This window comes from Pseudonocardia sp. ZF1, from assembly GCF_056835605.1.
On record NZ_JAJNBY010000001.1, the window covers coordinates 1900838 to 1918228 of the forward strand.

Annotated in this window: 19 protein-coding genes and 1 riboswitch; of the genes, 12 read left to right on the forward strand and 7 right to left on the reverse strand. The window is 73.6% G+C overall.

All coding sequences use genetic code 11. From position 1 onward, the window contains the following. Nucleotides 1-33 precede the first annotated feature (33 nt). From ZF1_RS09445 to ZF1_RS09475, 7 genes are all read left to right on the forward strand, one after another. The gene (locus ZF1_RS09445; protein WP_482637013.1) at nt 34-1458 is read left to right on the forward strand and encodes a hemolysin family protein; all 1425 of its coding nucleotides are present in this window, start codon (nt 34-36) and stop codon (nt 1456-1458) included. 113 nt (nt 1459-1571) lie between these two features. Further along, on the forward strand, nt 1572-2804 hold the full coding sequence (lhgO, locus tag ZF1_RS09450; RefSeq protein ID WP_482637014.1) for an L-2-hydroxyglutarate oxidase: 1233 nt from the start codon (nt 1572-1574) through the stop codon (nt 2802-2804). Further along, nucleotides 2801-3703 (forward strand): GTPase Era, encoded by a 903-nt coding sequence (gene era / locus ZF1_RS09455; protein WP_482637015.1) that lies wholly within the window; start codon nt 2801-2803, stop codon nt 3701-3703. The genes lhgO and era overlap by 4 nt, the downstream gene beginning before the upstream one ends. Nucleotides 3704-3723: 20 nt before the next feature. After that, complete coding sequence (gene recO, locus ZF1_RS09460; protein ID WP_251784648.1) at nt 3724-4560, forward strand: DNA repair protein RecO; 837 nt, start codon at nt 3724-3726, stop codon at nt 4558-4560. A gap of 222 nt (nt 4561-4782) precedes the next feature. Further along, nucleotides 4783-5145: a hypothetical protein gene (locus ZF1_RS09465; protein WP_062401510.1), complete on the forward strand. Its 363-nt coding sequence runs from the start codon at nt 4783-4785 to the stop codon at nt 5143-5145. Nucleotides 5146-5179: 34 nt separating this feature from the next. Beyond that, nucleotides 5180-6010 (forward strand): isoprenyl transferase, encoded by an 831-nt coding sequence (locus tag ZF1_RS09470; RefSeq protein ID WP_476654247.1) that lies wholly within the window; start codon nt 5180-5182, stop codon nt 6008-6010. Nucleotides 6011-6030: 20 nt separating this feature from the next. Beyond that, a complete protein-coding gene (locus ZF1_RS09475; RefSeq protein WP_062404463.1) occupies nt 6031-6423 on the forward strand; it encodes a hypothetical protein in 393 nt (130 codons plus the stop codon). A 39-nt stretch (nt 6424-6462) separates the two neighbouring features. Here the strand turns inward: ZF1_RS09475 and ZF1_RS09480 are convergent, their stop codons facing one another. Both ZF1_RS09480 and ZF1_RS09485 read right to left on the reverse strand, forming a co-directional pair. After that, nucleotides 6463-6840, reverse strand: coding sequence for a DUF2795 domain-containing protein (locus tag ZF1_RS09480; protein WP_083659055.1), 378 nt, complete (start codon nt 6838-6840; stop codon nt 6463-6465). A 76-nt stretch (nt 6841-6916) separates the two neighbouring features. Continuing rightward, a complete protein-coding gene (locus tag ZF1_RS09485) occupies nt 6917-7561 on the reverse strand; it encodes a hypothetical protein (protein WP_476654248.1) in 645 nt (214 codons plus the stop codon). A gap of 74 nt (nt 7562-7635) precedes the next feature. Beyond that, a riboswitch (SAM riboswitch) is annotated at nt 7636-7750 on the forward strand. Nucleotides 7751-7793: 43 nt separating this feature from the next. Here ZF1_RS09485 and ZF1_RS09490 point away from each other — a divergent pair. After that, the gene (locus ZF1_RS09490; RefSeq protein WP_476654249.1) at nt 7794-9182 is read left to right on the forward strand and encodes an aminotransferase class V-fold PLP-dependent enzyme; all 1389 of its coding nucleotides are present in this window, start codon (nt 7794-7796) and stop codon (nt 9180-9182) included. A gap of 10 nt (nt 9183-9192) precedes the next feature. Here the strand turns inward: ZF1_RS09490 and ZF1_RS09495 are convergent, their stop codons facing one another. Both ZF1_RS09495 and ZF1_RS09500 read right to left on the reverse strand, forming a co-directional pair. Continuing rightward, nucleotides 9193-9645, reverse strand: a complete 453-nt coding sequence (locus ZF1_RS09495) for a Fur family transcriptional regulator (RefSeq protein WP_373324130.1) — start codon at nt 9643-9645, stop codon at nt 9193-9195. Then, nucleotides 9642-10019 carry an ArsR/SmtB family transcription factor gene (locus ZF1_RS09500; RefSeq protein ID WP_020624590.1) on the reverse strand — a complete coding sequence of 126 codons (378 nt, stop codon included), beginning with the start codon at nt 10017-10019 and terminating at the stop codon, nt 9642-9644. Before ZF1_RS09500 ends, ZF1_RS09495 begins: the two co-directional genes overlap by 4 nt. A 105-nt stretch (nt 10020-10124) precedes the next feature. Here ZF1_RS09500 and ZF1_RS09505 point away from each other — a divergent pair, with 105 nt between their 5' ends. The 3 genes from ZF1_RS09505 to ZF1_RS09515 all read left to right on the forward strand — a co-directional run bounded on the left by ZF1_RS09505 (nt 10125) and on the right by ZF1_RS09515 (nt 13196). Next, entirely contained in the window at nt 10125-10454 is a 330-nt protein-coding gene (locus tag ZF1_RS09505) for an antibiotic biosynthesis monooxygenase (RefSeq protein WP_346105315.1), read from the forward strand. 192 nt (nt 10455-10646) lie between these two features. Next, a complete protein-coding gene (locus ZF1_RS09510) occupies nt 10647-11588 on the forward strand; it encodes a type IV toxin-antitoxin system AbiEi family antitoxin domain-containing protein (protein ID WP_405418361.1) in 942 nt (313 codons plus the stop codon). A 201-nt stretch (nt 11589-11789) separates the two neighbouring features. Beyond that, nucleotides 11790-13196 carry a glycine--tRNA ligase gene (locus tag ZF1_RS09515; protein ID WP_062401525.1) on the forward strand — a complete coding sequence of 469 codons (1407 nt, stop codon included), beginning with the start codon at nt 11790-11792 and terminating at the stop codon, nt 13194-13196. A 64-nt stretch (nt 13197-13260) separates the two neighbouring features. Here ZF1_RS09515 and ZF1_RS09520 read toward each other — a convergent pair whose 3' ends face one another. The 3 genes from ZF1_RS09520 to ZF1_RS09530 all read right to left on the reverse strand — a co-directional run bounded on the left by ZF1_RS09520 (nt 13261) and on the right by ZF1_RS09530 (nt 15956). Beyond that, nucleotides 13261-13461: a hypothetical protein gene (locus ZF1_RS09520; RefSeq protein ID WP_073577983.1), complete on the reverse strand. Its 201-nt coding sequence runs from the start codon at nt 13459-13461 to the stop codon at nt 13261-13263. Nucleotides 13462-13548: 87 nt separating this feature from the next. Beyond that, nucleotides 13549-14538, reverse strand: coding sequence for a CNNM domain-containing protein (locus tag ZF1_RS09525; RefSeq protein WP_208824226.1), 990 nt, complete (start codon nt 14536-14538; stop codon nt 13549-13551). Next, a complete protein-coding gene (locus tag ZF1_RS09530) occupies nt 14535-15956 on the reverse strand; it encodes a hemolysin family protein (protein ID WP_405418358.1) in 1422 nt (473 codons plus the stop codon). The genes ZF1_RS09525 and ZF1_RS09530 overlap by 4 nt, the downstream gene beginning before the upstream one ends. Before the next feature lie 279 nt (nt 15957-16235). Here ZF1_RS09530 and ZF1_RS09535 point away from each other — a divergent pair, with 279 nt between their 5' ends. Then, entirely contained in the window at nt 16236-17315 is a 1080-nt protein-coding gene (locus ZF1_RS09535; protein WP_482637016.1) for an SLAC1 family transporter, read from the forward strand. Nucleotides 17316-17391: the final 76 nt, after the last annotated feature.

Here is a 17391-nt window from a genome sequence, read left to right on the forward strand (position 1 = left end):
TAGACCCACGACCACGTTCTCCGAGGAGCAGAAGTGACCACCGTCTGGCTGATCGTCGCGACGGTCCTGCTCGTGCTGCTGGCCGGGGTGTTCGCCGCCGCGGACTCGGCCCTCATGTCGATCTCGCGGGCCCGGGTGGACGCCGTGGTGCGCGCCGGCCGCGCCGGCGCGAGGGCGCTCGCCGCCGTCGTCGCGGACCGGCCGCGGCACGTCAACCTGCTGATGCTGCTGCGGGTCACCTGCGAGACGGTCGCGATCATCCTGCTGGCCGTCGCGCTCGCGCCGCTGTTCTCCGCCACCTGGATCGGGCTGCTGCTCACCGGCGTTCTCATGGTGCTCGCCAGCTACGTCCTGGTCGGGGTCGGCCCGCGGACGCTGGGCCGCCAGCACCCGTACCGGATCGGGCTGCTGCTCGCGGGCCCGATCCGCGCGATCGGCGTCGTGCTGTCCCCGCTGGCGAAGCTGCTGATCCTGCTGGGCAACGCGATCACCCCGGGCCCCGGTTTCCGCGACGGCCCGTTCTCCACCGAGGTGGAGCTGCGCGAGCTCGTCGACATGGCCAGCAACCGCGGCGTGGTCGACGAGGGCGAGCGCAAGATGATCCACTCGGTGTTCGAGCTGGGGGAGACCCCGGTCCGCGACATCATGGTGCCGCGGCCCGACCTGATCTGGACCGAGCGCGACACCCCGGTGGAGAAGGTGCTGCGCCTGGCGCTCAAGAGCGGCTACTCACGCATCCCGGTGCTCGGCGAGGGCGTGGACGACGTCATCGGCATCGCCTACCTCAAGGACCTGGTCCGGGCCCGCGAGGAGGCCCGGCGCGGGGAGCGCGAGGTCCCGCTGCTCGACATCCTGCGCCCCGCGGCCTTCGTGCCGGACTCCAAGCGCAGCGACGACCTCATGCGCGAGATGCAGCGCACCCGCAACCACATGGCCGTGGTCGTCGACGAGTACGGCGGCACCGCGGGCGTGGTGACGATCGAGGACATCCTGGAGGAGATCGTCGGCGAGATCACCGACGAGTACGACACCGAGGAGGTGCCCGAGGTCGCCGAGGCCTCCGACGGCGCCTTCCGGGTCTCCGCCCGGCTGCCCGCCGAGGACCTCGAGGAGCTGTTCGCCGGCCGGTTCCGCGGCACCCCGCGCGAGGACGAGCTGCACGAGGCGCTGGAGAACGCCGACGTCGACACCGTCGGCGGGCTGCTCGCCCAGCGGCTGGGCAAGGTGCCGCTGCCCGGCGCCACCGCGGAGCTGGACGGCCTGCTGCGGCTGCAGGGCGAGGGCGGCAAGGACGCCCGGGGCCGTGTCCGCATCACCTCGGTGCTGGTCAGCCCGCTGGACCCGGCCGAGACCGAGGACACCGACCACGACGAGCCGCGCGGGGACACCCGGGAGTCCGACGTGCCCGACCACGTCGCGGGCGACCCCACCGAGCACGCCGGCGCCGACCGGCACTGACCTGGCCGCCCCCGCCACGGGGAGCGACCGACGGACGTGACCGTCCCGCCACGGGTGGGACGCGAGGAGGACCTGATGGCTGCCCGCACGACCATCCCCGCGGAGCGTGCCCGGTGACCGGGCTGCCCGCGACACCGCGCTACGACCTGGTCGTCGTCGGCGGTGGGATCGTCGGCCTGGCCACCGCGTACGCCGCCACCCGCAACGGGCTCAGCGTCGCCGTCGTCGAGCGTGAGCAGCGCCTGGCGAACCACCAGACCGGCAACAACTCCAACGTCGTGCACTCCGGGCTGTACTACGCGCCGGGCGGCTACAAGGCCCGCCTGGCCGTCGCCGGGTGTGCCGAGACCATCGCGTTCTGCCGCGAGCACGACCTGCCGCACCAGGTGTGCGGCAAGCTCGTCGTCGCGACCGAGCCCGAGGAGCTGCCCCGGCTCGACGAGCTGGCCCGCCGCGGCGACGTCAACGGCGTGGAGAACCACCGCCTCGACGAGCACGGCATCCGCACCTACGAGCCCGACGTCCGCGGTCTCGCCGCGCTGTGGGTGCCCTCGACCGGCATCACCGACTACCGGCTGGTCGCGGAGAAGCTGGGCGAGCTGGTGGAGAAGAACGGCGGCGAGGTCCACCTGGGCCGCACCGTCACCGGGTTCGCCCGCCGCCCGTCCGACGTCGTCGTGCGCACCACCCGCGGTGACCTGCTCGGCACCCGCGCGGTCGTCTGCGGCGGCCTGCGCTGCGACGAGCTCGCCCGCCTGGCCGGCGCCGATCCCGGGGTGCGGATCGTGCCGTTCCGCGGCGAGTACTCCGGCTTCTCCGAGCGGGCCGCCTCGCTGGTCCGCGGCCTGATCTACCCGGTGCCCGACCCGGCGTTCCCGTTCCTCGGGGTGCACGCCACCCGCGGCATCGACGGCACCGTCCACGCCGGCCCGAACGCCGTGCTCGCGATGGCCCGCGAGGGCTACGACTGGCGCACGGTCAGGCCGAAGGAGCTGCTGGGCACGCTGACCTACCCCGGCATGGTCAAGGTGGCGCGCACGCACTGGCGCTACGGCATCGGCGAGGTCCGCCGCTCGCTGTCGACGCGGGCGATGGTCCGCCAGATCCAGCGGATGCTGCCCGACGTCACCGCCGCCGACCTGCACCCGGCCGGCGCCGGGGTGCGGGCCCAGGCGGTGAAGGCCGACGGCACCCTGGTCGACGACTTCCTGTTCCTCGACCAGGCCGGTCCGGACGGCGCGGGCCGCCCCGGCTCGATCCTGCACGTGCTGAACGCACCGTCCCCGGCGGCGACGGCGGCCCTGCCGATCGGCCGCGAGATCCTCGACCGGCTGGGTGCGGCGTGACCGGCGCACAGCCCGAGGGCTTCCGGTCCGGGTTCGCCTGCTTCGTCGGCAGGCCCAACGCCGGCAAGTCGACGCTGACCAACGCGCTGGTCGGGGAGAAGATCGCGATCACCTCCTCGCGCCCGCAGACCACCCGGCACGCGATCCGCGGGATCGTGCACCGCCCGGACGCCCAGATCGTCCTGGTCGACACCCCGGGGCTGCACCGCCCGCGGACCCTGCTCGGGTCGCGGCTCAACGACCTGGTGCGCGAGACCTGGTCCGAGGTCGACGTCGTCGGGTTCTGCGTGCCCGCGAACGAGAAGGTCGGCAAGGGCGACCGGTTCATCGCCGAGGAGCTGCGGCGGATCGCCGCGCACACCCCGGTGGTCGCCGTCGTCACCAAGACCGACACCGCCCGCCCCGAGCAGGTCGCCGAGCGGCTCACCGAGGTGTCGGCCCTGATGGAGTTCACCGACGTCGTGCCGACCTCGGCGCGGTCGGGCTTCCAGGTGTCGCTGCTCTCGGACCTGCTGGTCGGACTGCTGCCGGAGGGCCCGCAGCTCTACCCGGACGGCGACCTCACCGACGAGCCGACCGACGTGCTCGTCGCCGAGCTCGTGCGGGAGGCGGCGCTGGAGGGCGTGCGCGACGAGCTGCCGCACTCGATCGCCGTCGTCGTCGAGGAGACGATCGAGAAGAAGGACCTCCTGGAGATCTACGCGATCATCTACGTCGAGCGGTCCAGCCAGAAGGGCATCGTGATCGGCAAGGGCGGTGCCCGGCTCAAGCAGGTCGGCAGCGACGCCCGTCGCCAGATCGAGAAGCTGCTGGGCACCCGGGTGCACCTCGACCTGCACGTGAAGATCGCCGAGGACTGGCAGCGGGACCCGAAGCAGCTGCGCAAGCTGGGGTTCTGAGCAGGACCTAGACTGGGTGCGTGGCCCAGCTCTACCGCGACACCGGGATCGTGCTCCGGGTGCAGAAGCTGGGCGAGGCGGACCGGATCATCACGATGCTGACCCGCCGGCACGGCAAGATCCGGGTGGTCGCCAAGGGCGTGCGCCGCACCCGGTCGCGGTGGGGCGCACGGCTGGAGCCGTTCAACCACGTCGACGTCCAGTGCTACACCGGGCGCACGCTGGACGTGGTCACCCAGGCCCAGACCGTCGACGCATTCGCCCCGGCGATCGTCGCGGACTGGTCGGCGTACTCCTGCGGCTGCGCGATCCTGGAGACCGCGGACCGGCTGGTGTCCGAGGAGGGTGAGCCGAGCCTGCGGGTGTACCTGCTGCTGCTCGGCGCCACCCGGGCGCTGGCCGACGGCGCCCGTGAACCGGCCCTGGTGCTCGACGCGTTCCTGCTGCGGGCGATGAGCCACGCGGGGTGGGCGCCGTCGCTGTCGGAGTGCGCGCGCTGCGCCACCCCCGGCCCGCACCGGTCGTTCACCGTCGCCGGGGGCGGCATGGTGTGCCCGCGCTGCCGCCCGCCGGGCTCGGTGACCCCGGCGACCGAGACGGTGGCCCTGCTGTCCGCGCTGCTGCACGGCGACTGGGACACCGCGGACGCCTCGGGCACACCGACCCGGCGTGAGGCCAGCGGCCTGGTCGCGGCGCACCTGCAGTGGCACCTGGAGCGGCAGCTGCGCTCGCTGCCCCTGGTCGACCGCCGCGCCCGGGTCCGGCCCGCCGCCGCCGTCGCACCCGGGGTGCCGGGGCCCGCCCCGGAACCGCCGGACGGCGGAACCGCGACACCCCCGGACGCGCTCCCCGGCTAGTTCGGTCGGACTTGTGTCCGGTGTGGGGTGCCGTGAGCGGGCCGTCCGCTCCGTCGAGCGGTTGACGTACGGGCGTGCCGGCCCTCTCGGTGCCGCCGGTCGCGTCGTACGGGACTTCCGCCGACTCCACCGGGTGATCATCGCTTTCGACGGGCAACCGGTTCCGCCGTCTCGTTACGCTCCTGTGATCGAGGGGACCCCAGCCCCGTCGGAGAGGCAGTCGTGAACCGACCCCACACCCCGCCGCCGGACGACGACCACACCGGTCGCACCCACCGTCTCCCGGCCGCCACGCAGCGCATCCCGGTGCCGCCGACCCAGCAGTTCCCGGTCCGCACCGAGGCGATGCCGGAGTCCCCGCAGGACGGGCCCACCCGCGCGATGCGTCAGGTCCGGGCCCGCACCGAGGACGGCGCGTGGCCGGCCATCCCGATGCTGCCGGTGATCCGGCCCGACGAGTCCGAGCCGATGTCGGAGGCCGACCGGATCCGCGGGCACCGCGGGATGCGCCGGCTGCGCGAGACCATCGAGCGGCTGGAGGACCCGGCCGTGCCGGCCTGGCCGCAGCCCGACCACCGCGACTGAACCCGTCCGCCGTCCCCGACGTAAGGTCGGCGACGTGCCGTTCCAGCCTCCCGCACCGCACCCGTCCGGTGCCCGGCCCCCGGCGATCCCGCCGGAGCTGGTGCCACGCCACGTCGCCCTGGTGATGGACGGCAACGGCCGCTGGGCCAACGCCCGCGGCCTGCCCCGCACGGAGGGCCACAAGCGGGGCGAGGCCTCGCTGATGGACGTCGCCCGCGGCTGCATCGACCTGGGCGTGCGCTGGCTGTCGGCGTACGCGTTCTCCACCGAGAACTGGCGGCGCAGCCCCGACGAGGTCCGGTTCCTGATGGGCTTCAACCGCGACGTGATCCGCCGCCGCGTCGACGAGATGGACGCGATGGGGGTCCGGGTCCGCTGGGCGGGCCGGCGCCCGCGGCTGTGGCGCTCGGTGATCAAGGAGCTGGAGATCGCCGAGGAGCGCACCCGCGGCAACGACGTGCTGAACCTGACCATGTGCGTCAACTACGGCGGCCGCGCCGAGATCGTCGACTCCGTGCGGCAGCTCGCGCGCCTCGCCGCGGAGGGCCGGATCAACCCCGACAAGATCGACGAGCGGATGCTGGCCCGGTACCTCGACGAGCCGGACATGCCCGACGTCGACCTGTTCGTGCGCTCCTCGGGGGAGCAGCGGACGTCGAACTTCCTGCTCTGGCAGAGCGCCTACGCCGAGATGGTCTTCCTGGACACGCTGTTCCCGGACTTCGACCGCCGCCACATCTGGCAGGCGATCGAGATCTACGCGCGCCGGGACCGGCGTTTCGGGGGAGCTTCCGAGCGTCGCGGAGCGGACGCGAGCATCGACACGGCCGCCGCCGCCGTCCCGAACGATGGAGTGACACCGTGACCACCGATGTGATCTCCGGGATGCTCACCACCGCCAAGGGGGCGCTGGAGCGGTTCCACGACGTCACCACCGACGACGACGGCGCGCTGACCTTCGCCCACGGCGGCGTGCTGTGCGTGGTGCAGGGCACCGAGCTGGAGGAGGGTCTGCCCGTCCTCAACCTGACCTGCGTCGTCGCGTGGGACCTGCCGGAGTCCGCCGACCCGGAGCACGACGTGCCGCGCCGGGTCGGCCTCGGGGTGGGGGAGGGCCTGTTCGGCACGCCCCGGGTGGTGCGCGGCGAGCGCGGCTGGGACGTGACCCTGCGCTACGCCTTCCCCGCGGCCGGGCTGGGCGAGGGGCCGATGGGCACCCTGCTGATGCTGGTCGTGTCCTCGGCGTCGAGCATGCGCGCGGAGCTGGTCGAGAGCTGAGACCGCCCGGCCGGGGGCGCACCCCCGGCCGTGGCCCGGTCACTTCTTGCGGTTGGTCCCGAGCTCCTCGGCGATCGGGTTGACCGGGTCGGCGTCCGTGCCGGACTCCGACAGGCCCGAGGCGTTGTGTCCGGTGCGTCGCTGCCGGCGCAGCTGCTCGGTCTCCTCGCGGGTCTCCCCGTCGGTGTCGCCCGCGGTCTGCGCGGCCGGGTCGTCCTCGCGCAGGTCGGTGGCGGAGACCACGGCACCGATCGAGGTGTAGTACTCCTCGGCCGGGACCGCCCGGAGGGCCTCGACCGTCGCGGCGTCGGCGCCGTTGCGCTCGGCGGTCCACGCCAGGTCGTCCTTGGAAGCGGGGAACTCCAGACCGTGCAGGGCGCTGCGGACGGCGTCGGCGGTCGTCGTACGGGCTGTCATGGGTCACCTCTCGTCGTGGACGTTCGGTGACCGGGTAGCCGGTGTGCGGCCGTCCATGCACGGACGGCCGCACCCGTCAGCCGTCGGTGTCCGTGGTCTCCCCGGCGGCGTCCCCGGAGTCGCTGAGGTGCACGATCGGCAGTGCCGCCAGCTGGCCCGCGGTCATCGCGTGCGCCACGCCCAGCACGTCGTTCTGGGCCTTGGTCATCCGCGCGTCCACCAGCCCGGACAGGCGGTAGGCGACCCGGCCGAGCAGCCGCACCGTGGTCTCGTCGACCTGGGGGCGCGGGGTGGAGACGACCGCGACACCGCGCGGGGCGCCGTCGTTGGACTGGGCGACGCCGATCTCGTAGGACTCACGCGGGTTGACGTGCCGCGACGCGTAGTGGTCGCGCAGCGTCGCCATCATGTCGTGGAACCCGGTGACGTCACCCTCGAGCTCCAGGGTGGACAGGTCGTCCTTCGTGAGGGTCTTCGTGCGGCCGGAGAAGCAGCGCACGTAGCCGATCACCGCACCGGTCCACAGTGCCTCGACCAGGGCCGGGTCGGCGGCCACCCGGACCGGACCGGACTCCGGACCGCCGAGCGCGGTCACCAGGTGCTCGCAACACTGCAGCACGTACTGCAGGTCGTCGAACACCGCCGCCAGCTGGGCAAGCTCGCCGGACTCCGGGACGTCGATCCGCCGTACCGTGCCCGGGGCGGGTTGCGTGTCGGTCATCGTTCAGACGCTATCCGGGGTGGCGACGGTCACGGTGTCTCCTTCTGAGACGGTCTGCTAGCTTCGGCGGCGAAGGTCACGAGTGCCAGCGCGAAGCCCCGGCTCGCTGGACGGCAACCCTCCTCCGCGGTGGGGTGCCCCGGGTGATGACCGGGCCGACGCGACACCCGCAGTCGGCAAGCGCGGATCCGTGCGCCACGCCGGGTCCCCGAGATCGGCCGGAGGCCCGATCATGACCCTCGCCCTGTCGCGTCCCGTCCAGCACGCGCTGCCCCGTGTCGTCGGCGCGGACCTCACCGTCCCGCTCGTCGACGGCAGGTGGGCCCGCTACTGCGACCTCGACTCCGCCGCGTCGGCGCCGGCGCTGGAGAGCGTCGCCGCGCACGTCGCGCAGGTGCTGCCCTACCACGGCAGCGTGCACCGCGGCGCCGGCTGGACCTCGAAGGTCTGCACCGCCCTGGTGGAGAACGCCCGCGCCGACGTCGCCCGGTTCGTCCGGGCCCGCGCCGACGACGTCGTGGTGTTCACCCGCAACACCACCGACGCGCTCGGCCTGCTCGCCCGCGCCGTGCCCGGCCCGGTGGTGACCCTCGACCTGGAGCACCACGCGACGCTGCTGGCCTGGCGGGGCGGTACCGGCGGCGCCGAGCACCGGGTCGTGCGGGCCGGCCACGGTATCGCCGCGACCCTCGACGCACTGCGGGCCGAGCTCGCCGCCCGTCCCGACGCCGCGCTGGTCGCGGTCACCGGTGCGTCCAACGTGACCGGCGAGCTCCTCCCGGTCGCCGAGATCGCCCGGATCGCGCACGCCGCGGGCGCCCGGCTGTGCGTCGACGCCGCGCAGCTCGCCCCGCACCGGCGTGTCGACCTGGCCGGGTGGGGCGCGGACTACGTCGCACTGTCCGGGCACAAGCTCTACGCGCCCTACGGTGCCGGGGTCCTCGTCGGCCGCCGGGACTGGCTCGACGCCGCCGAGCCGCACGTCGCGGGCGGGGGAGCGGTCCGGTCGGTCGGCGTCACGGCCGACGACGCCGTCGACGGCCCGGGCGGCACCGTCACCGAGTGGCTGCCCGCGCCGCAGCGCCACGAGGGCGGCACCCCGAACGTGCTCGGCGCCGCCGCGCTGGGCGCGGCCTGCCGCACCCTCGAGGACCTGATCGACGACGCCGTGCCCGCCCACGAGCGCGAGCTCGCCGCCCGGCTGCGCGCGGGCCTGGCGACCGTTCCCGGCCTGCGGATCCTGTCCTGCTTCGACGACGGGCCCGACGCCGACCGCACCGCGACCGTCTCGTTCACCCTCGGCGAGCTGCCCGCCGGCCTCGTCGCGGCGGCGCTGTCCGCCGAGTACGGCATCGGCGTCCGCGACGGGCGGTTCTGCGCGCACCCGCTGCTGGAGCGGCTCACCGGCGGCCGCGATGCGGTGCGCGCCTCGCTGGGCCTGCGCACCGGCTCCTCCGACGTCGACCGGCTGGTCGACGCGCTGACCGACCTGGCGCGGCGCGGTCCGGCCTGGACCTACGCCCTCGTCGACGGCCGGTGGGCGCCCACCCCGGACCCGCGCCCGGCCGACCCGTTCGCCCGGGACCGGGAGCTGCCGGCCGTCCCCGGCTGCGGGGACTGAGCCCCGGGCGTCAACCCGCCGAGCAGCGGCCGCAGAGGCCGAAGATCTCCAGGGTGTGCGACACCTCGGTGAAGCCGTGCTTCTGTGCGACCGACTCGGTCCAGGACTCCACCGCGGGGCCCTCGATCTCGACGGCGGCGCCGCACCGGCGGCACACCAGATGATGGTGGTGGTGTTCGGTCTCGCAGCGCCGGTAGACCGCCTCACCGGACGCGACCCGCAGCACGTCGACCTCGCCGCCGTCGGCGAGGGTCTGCAGCGTCCGGTAGACCGTGGTCAGACCGATGCCCTCACCGGCGCGCCGCAGCTCCTCGTGGATCTCCTGGGCGGACCGGAAGTCCTCCAGACGGTCGAGCAGCGCGGTGACGGCGGCCCGCTGCCGGGTGGCGCGGATGCCGCGCGGCCCGGCGGTGGACCGCTGCGTGATCGTCGCCGCGGTCGTCCGGTCGGTCGTCTCCGTCACGTGTCCTCCTCGACGTGGGCGACGGCGTCCACCACGATGTGTGCCAGGTGGTCGTCCACCAGCGAGTACAGCACCTCACGGCCCTTCCGCTCGCCCTCGACCACCCCGGCGGCCTTGAGGACCCGCAGGTGCTGGCTGATCAGGGGCTGGGTGACCCCGAGCGCGTCCACCAGGTCGTGCACGCACCGGGAGTGTTCCAGCAGCTGCAGGACGATGGCGATCCGGACCGGTGCGGCGAGTGCCCGCAGCAGGTCGCCCGCGGCGGCCAGGGTGCGCGGGTCGCGGGTCGGGCCGGGCTCGGGCGCGGGATGGTGGTCGTCGTCCGCACCCGGGCCGGCTCCCGGTGCGTGCGTGGTCTGGGCTGCGGCAGACATGTGGTGGACCCGTCCGTTCCCCGGAGGCGGCGGCCACACCCCCCGGCGCTGCTGTGCCGTGCCGGCCGCACCCGACATGGTAGGCGTGTTCGTTATCGTCGCGTCGTGCTGCTGGTCTGCCGCTTCCGCGTGTCCCCCTCCGAGGAGGCCGCGTTCACCGCGCGCGCGGCCCGCGCGCTGGAGCTCCTGGCCGCCCGGCCGGGCTGCCGCGGGGGTGAGGCGGGCCGGGCGATCGAGGACGCCGGGCAGTGGGTCCTGACCGTCCGCTTCGACTCCGTCGACGCCTACCGGCGCGCCCTGGGCCCGTTCGAGGTCCGTGAGCACGTGCACCCGCTGCTGGCCGAGGCCGACACGACCACGGAGGCGACCTACGAGTCCCTGATCACGGTGGCCGCCGGCGCCGCCCCCGTCCACCACCCCAGCCTGCTGAGCTGACCCCGACCTCGCACATCGTCCTGCGACCTCGCAGCCGCTGCAGACGGTGCGAGGTCGCAGGGACGATGTGCGAGGTCCGGCGGGGCCGGGTTGTCCACAGCACGCGCTCGACGCCCGGCGCGAGCCGGGACCGTCCACGGCCGGACGGGTGACGGGCTTCCCCCGCTCCCGGTGCACGGCGACGGTGGGGACATGGACCCCGACCCGCGACCGGCGCACGGTTCGCCCGCCCCCGTGCTGCGCCGGGACCTGGTCGCGGCGGGCGTGGGCGACGACGAGCTCCGCAGGCTCCGGGCCTCGGGCCGACTCGTCCGGCTGCGCCGCGGCGCCTACGTCGGAGCCGGTGACCTCGGACGGGTGGAACGACACCGGCAGACGGTGCGTGCGGCGGTCCGCACCCTGTCCCCGGACGCGGTGTTCAGCCACGTCTCGGCGGCCGCGATGCACGGGATCGGGCTGTGGCGGGTCCCGCTCGACCGGGTGGAGGTGACCAGGAACCGGCGCAGCGGTGCGCGGACGGCGCCGTCGGCGCGGGTCCATGCGGCGACGCTCGCCGCGGACGAGATCACCGTCGTCGACGGCGTCCCGGTGACGACGGTCCCGCGCACGGTCGTCGACCTGGCCCGCGCTCTGCCCTTCGTCGTGGCGGTCGCGGTCACCGACGCGGCGCTGCACGCCGGAGCCGTCACCGCCGACGAACTCGCTGCAGCCGTGGCCCGGTCCGCGCGACGTCCCGGTACCCCGGCCGCCCGCCGGGTGCTCGCCGCGGCCGACGGCGGCGCGGACGGCCCGGGGGAGACCCGCAGCAGGCTCCTCCTCCACTCCTGCGGCCTGCCCGCAGCGGCCACCCAGCAGGAGCTGCGGGATCCGGCGGGACGGTTCCTCGGCCGGGTCGACTTCTGGTGGGAGCAGGCCCGGGTGGCGGGGGAGTTCGACGGGCGCATCAAGTACGGCCGGCGGCTCGACCCCGGCGGCGACCTCGAGGAGGTCCTGTGGCGGGAGAAGCTGCGGGAGGACGCGATCCGGGCCGAGGGAGTCGCTGTGGTGCGCTGGGTGTGGGGCGACCTGCGCAGCGCGGCGTCGTTCGCCCCGACCGTCGCCCGCCTGCACCGTGCCCTGGACCGTGCCGCGTGAGCGCTCGACCTCGCAGACCGTTCTGCGACCTCGCAGCCTCTGCGGGGTGTGCGAGGTCGCAGGAACCTGTGCGAGGTCGGCCGGTCGGAGCCACCGCGGCGGGGGTGGGGCGGGGCAGGGGTGGGGATGCATGGCGGGTCGGTAATCTGGGACGCCCCGTATCCGGGGGACCTCCGAACCACCTTCTCTGGAGTGCCGCCAGTGGCCAGCAAGCCCACCTCCGCCAAGATCGAGACCATCGTCGCGCTGACCAAGCGGCGCGGATTCGTCTTCGCCTCCGGTGAGATCTACGGCGGTACCCGGTCGGCGTGGGACTACGGGCCCCTCGGCGTCGAGCTGAAGGACAACATCAAGCGCCAGTGGTGGAAGACCATGGTGACCGGCCGCGACGACGTCGTCGGCCTGGACTCCTCGGTCATCCTGCCGCGCCAGACCTGGGTCGCGTCGGGCCACGTCGGCACCTTCTCCGACCCGCTGGTCGAGTGCGAGTCCTGCCACAAGCGCTACCGCGCCGACCAGCTCGCCGAGGAGTTCGCCGAGCGCAAGGGCCGCGACCCGGAGCAGGCCGACCAGAACGACCTCTCCGAGGTCCCCTGCCCGAACTGCGGCACCCGCGGCCGGTTCACCGCGCCCCGCGAGTTCAACATGATGCTCAAGACGTTCCTCGGCCCGGTGGAGTCCGAGGAGGGGCTGCACTACCTGCGCCCGGAGACCGCGCAGGGCATCTTCGTGAACTTCCTGAACGTGCAGACGACCTCGCGCAAGAAGCCGCCGTTCGGCATCGGTCAGATCGGCAAGAGCTTCCGCAACGAGATCACCCCGGGCAACTTCATCTTCCGCACGCGCGAGTTCGAGCAGATGGAGATGGAGTACTTCGTCGAGCCCGGCAGCGACGAGGAGCTGCACCAGTACTGGATCGACGAGCGCACCCGCTGGTACACCGACCTGGGCATCTCCTCGGAGAACCTGCGGCACTACGAGCACGCCAAGGAGAAGCTCTCCCACTACTCGAAGCGCACCGTCGACATCGAGTACCGGTTCAACTTCACCGGCCAGGAGTGGGGCGAGCTCGAGGGCATCGCGAACCGCACCGACTTCGACCTCACGGCGCACTCGAACCACTCGGGCGTCGACCTGTCGTTCTACGACCAGGCCTCCGACACCCGGTACAAGCCGTACGTGATCGAGCCCGCCGCCGGCGTCGGCCGGTCGATGATGGCCTTCCTCATCGAGGCCTACACCGAGGACGAGGCGCCGAACGCGAAGGGCGGCGTCGACAAGCGCGTCGTGCTGAAGCTCGACCGGCGGCTCGCCCCGGTCAAGGCCGCGGTGCTGCCGCTGTCGCGCAACGCCGACCTGTCGCCGAAGGCGAAGGACCTGGCCGCGCAGCTCCGGAAGAACTGGAACGTCGACTTCGACGACGCCGGCGCCATCGGCCGCCGGTACCGCCGCCAGGACGAGATCGGCACCCCGTTCTGCATCACGGTCGACTTCGACACCCTCACCGACCAGGCGGTGACGATCCGCGAGCGCGACTCGATGGCGCAGGAGCGGGTCGCCCTCGACCAGGTCGAGACCTACCTGGCGACGCGCCTGCTCGGCTGTTGAGCAGGCTCCGGACCGACGAACGCCCCCGCCCGGGACCCGGGCGGGGGCGTTCGTCGTGAGTGGGTCAGCGCCGGTAGGCCAGCAGCTGCACGCCCAGCTCGGACTCGGCGCGGCGCACCTCCTCCAGCTGCTCGGCGGTCAGCGCGGCGTAGGGCGACTCGGGCCGGTAGGCCACGAGCGGGCCGCCGATGCGGTCCTCGAGCTGCTTGAGCCTGGCCAGCGCCGTGTCGTCGAGATCGGCGGGACGCAGCGTCGGAGCGGTCATCACAACCTCCGTGGGTGATCGGGAGGCGACCCAGAGTAGGACCGCCCCGGACCGGGCGCAGCTCGGGTACCCGGTCCGGGGTCGCTCCTACACCGGCTCGGGGAGGAGCCGTTCCACCAGGTCGGAGAGGGTGACGATGCCGACCGGGCGGTCGTCGGACTCCACCAGCGCGAGGTGCGCACGCTGCTCACGCATCGTGTTCACCGCAGTGTGGTACTGCGTGTCCGCCGACAGGGTGAGCACCGGGCGCATCAGGTCCCGGGCCCGGGTCCCCGGGGCCCGCGTCAGGGTGTCGCGGACGTGCACGTACCCGATCGGTGTGTCGCCGTCGCGGACGACCAGCCGGAGGTGACCGGTCCGGCGACAGGTCGCCTGAATGGCGGCGACGTCGTCGTCCGCGGCGACCCCGGAGGGCTCCCGCGCGAGCTCGCCGAGCGGGGTCCGCTCCAGCTCCAGCGCCGTGACCAGCTGGTCACGGCGCCCCTGGTCCAGGGTGCCGGTCTTCGCCGAGTGGTCGACCAGCTGGCGCAGGTCGTCGGCGTTGCGGCCCGAGGCCATCTCGTCCACCGGCTGGACCCCGCACAGCCGCAGGCAGCGGTTGGCGGCACCGTTGAGCAGGAGCAGCACCGGCCGGGCCACCACCATGAACCCGCGCATCGGGATCGCCAGCATGATCGCCGAGCGCTCCGGGTGCGAGATCGCCCAGGACTTCGGCGCCATCTCCCCGACGACCAGGTGCAGGAACGTCACCACGATCAGCGAGATGACGAACGACGCCACCCCGGCGACCCCGGCGGGGATGCCCCAGCCCTCCAGGACCGGGCGCAGCGCGTAGTCCACGGCCGGCTTGCTGATGGCGCCCAGTCCCAGCACACAGAGCGTGATGCCGAGCTGGGACCCGGCGAGCAGCACGGAGATGTCCTTGGAGCTGCGCAGGGCGGCCCGGGCGGCGGCCGAGGTCTGTGCGGCCTCCTCCAGCCGGTAGTTGCGAGCCGCGATCAGGGCGAACTCGATCGCGACGAAGAAGGCGCTCGCCCCGATCAGGACGATGGTCGCGATGATCTGGAAAGCACTCATGCCCGCACCTCCCGCTCGTCGCTGTCCTGCTCGGAACCGGCGATCACCGGTCCGGTCCACTCCAGGCGGACCGCCGACGGGACCCGCCGGTCGACCTCCTGCACCACCAGGCGCAGGGCGCGGTCCTCGTCGTCCGGGCTCTCGGCCGGGATCGTCACGACGACCGCGTCGCCGGCGTCCGGCAGCCGCTGCAGCTCGGCCATCACCAGACCGCCGACGGTCTGGTAGTCGCCCTCGGGCAGCTCGGCGTCGATCAGCCTGCCGACCTCGTCGACGTGCCGGTCACCCGGCACGACCCAGCCGTCGTCGGACCGCAGTGCCTGGTCCGTCCCGGCCTGGTCGTGCTCGTCGGTGATCTCACCGACGAGCTCCTCGGCGACGTCCTCGACGGTGATGACACCGGCGAGGCCGCCGTACTCGTCGAGCACGCAGGCGAGCTCCTCGTCGTCGGCACGCAGCTGGGCCAGCACCTGCGGCAGCGGCAGGGACGAGGGCACCAGCACCGGGGCCCGCATCAGGTCCGACACCAGCACCTGGTCGAACGGCCGGTCGTCGCGGTCGGCGAGGGCCAGCACGTCCTTCAGGCAGACCACGCCCACCAGCTCCAGCGCGTTCTCGGTGTCCGTCGCCTCGGCGGGCGGCCCGAGCACCGGGTACCGCGAGTGCTGGACGGCCATCTGGCCGACCAGGCTCTCGACGGTCGCGTCGGCGCGGACCCACGACACCCGCGGCCGCGGGATCATCGCGGCCCGCGCGGTGCGGTCGCCGAAGTCGACGGCGCGGTCCAGCAGCACCGCGAGCTCCGGGTTGAGGTCACCCGAGTCCTTCGAGTCGTCGATGATCGCCTCGAGGTCGCGCGGGGTGGCCGAGTGCTCGACGTCGTGCACCGGCTCGATCCGCAGCGCGCGCAGCAGCAGGTTGGAAGCCGCGTCGAAGATCCGGATGATCCACCCGAACAGCGCCAGGTAGGTCTTGGTGGACAGCGCCAGCCAGCGGGCCACCGGCTCCGGCCGGGCGATCGCCAGGTTCTTCGGGAACAGCTCGCCGAACACCATCTGGACGACGGTGGCGAACAGCAGCGCGATCACGGTGCCGATCGCGACACCGACGCCGAGCGGGACGTCGACCAGGCCCAGCAGCTCACCGATGCCGTTACCGATCAGCGGCTCGGCGACGTAACCGACCAGCAGACCGGTGACGGTGATGCCGAGCTGGGCGCCCGACAGCATGAACGAGGTGCGACGGGTGATGTCGAGGGCTCGGGACGCTCCGGTGTCGCCCTCGGCCGCACGGGCCTTGAGCCGGGAGCGGTCGACGGCCATGTAGCCGAACTCCTGGGCCACGAAGTAGCCGGTCAGGGCGGTGATCGCGAGGACCACCAGGATGCCCAGGAGGATGCCGAGGATCGTGCCGATCACCGGGAGGTCACCGCCCGGGTCTCGGGCCCGGCCGGGATGTGCACGGCGTGGGCGGGGACGAGGACGATGCGGGGTCGCCGGCCGTCACGGGGACGGTCGGCGCGCGGACTGCAGGTGGGGTCCATGACTCCTGACTCGCGGTCTGATGGGTGTTCGACGCGTACAACGCGTGCCGGAATCGTACGGTTCCGGAACGCAGCCGTCGCGGTGGTCACCCTGTGATAGCCCGAACGGCGGTACCGGTGTTTGGTGCAACGCGGGAGCGGGTCATCCCCGTCCGTGATCACGTCTCGCCTGGAACAGGCCGGTCCGCCCTGGTTCGGGACGGTGATGGGGACCGGGATCGTCGCGGTCGCGACCACCTCGTTCCCGGTGCCGGTGCCGGGCCTGCGCCTCGTGGGGACCGTGCTGTGGCTGCTCGCGGCGGCGTTGCTGGTGGCGCTGGGCGTGCTGGTCGTGCGGGCCGGGGCGGCGCGACGACGGCGTGGTGACCGCCCCGACCCGTCGGACCTGCCGTTCCTCGGTGCACCCGGCCTGGGGATGCTCACCGTCGGCGCGGGGGCGGTCGAGCTCGGTCCCGGCCTGTTCGGCGAGCCGGCCGCGGCCGCACTGAGCTGGACGTTGTGGTCGTCGGGCACCGTGGTGGTGCTGGTCGTCGCGGTGTGGGTGCCGTTCCGCTGGATCAGCAGGCCCGGATCGGCCACCGACCCGGCGCCCGCCTGGATCATGCCGGTGGTCGGGCCGATGGTCGCCGCCGCCGACGGCGCGCTGCTGATCGGACACACCCCGGGCCCGGCTGCGGCGTCGACGATGCTGCTGGTCTGCGTGGCCCTGTTCGGGCTGGGCGTGGTGTCGGCGCTGGCCCTGCTGCCACGGGTGCTGGCCCGGCTCGGCACGGCCGGGCTCGCCCTGGCCGACACCCCGACCGTCGTCATCGTGCTGGGGCCCTTCGGGCAGTCGGTGACGGCGGCGAACCTGCTCGCGGGACAGGCGCAGGGGCTGCTGGCCGAGCCGTTCGCCGGCGTCGCGATCGGTGCGGGACTGCTCTACGGCGCGCCCGCCTGGGGCTTCGCGGTCGGCTGGACGGTGCTGTCGGCGGTGCTGATCGGCCACTCCCTGCGCCGGGGGATGCCCTTCAGCGCCTCCTGGTGGGCGGTGACCTTCCCGTTCGGCACCCTGGTGACCGGCACGAACGCGCTCGCCGCGCGGACGGCGCTGCCCCCGGTCGTCGGGGCGGCGGTGGTGCTGTTCGCGGTACTGGTCCTGGTCTGGATGGTGGTCGCGGCCGCCACCGTGCGGTCGGCACTGTCCGACGTCGCCGACGAGATCGGGCCGGCGCGACGGTCGGTACGGGCCTGACCCCGGACACGGTCCTCGTGGGCGGCGCGCTGTGGCCCGTTCTCAGCTCACCGTCAGGTCCCGTCGCTACCCTGGC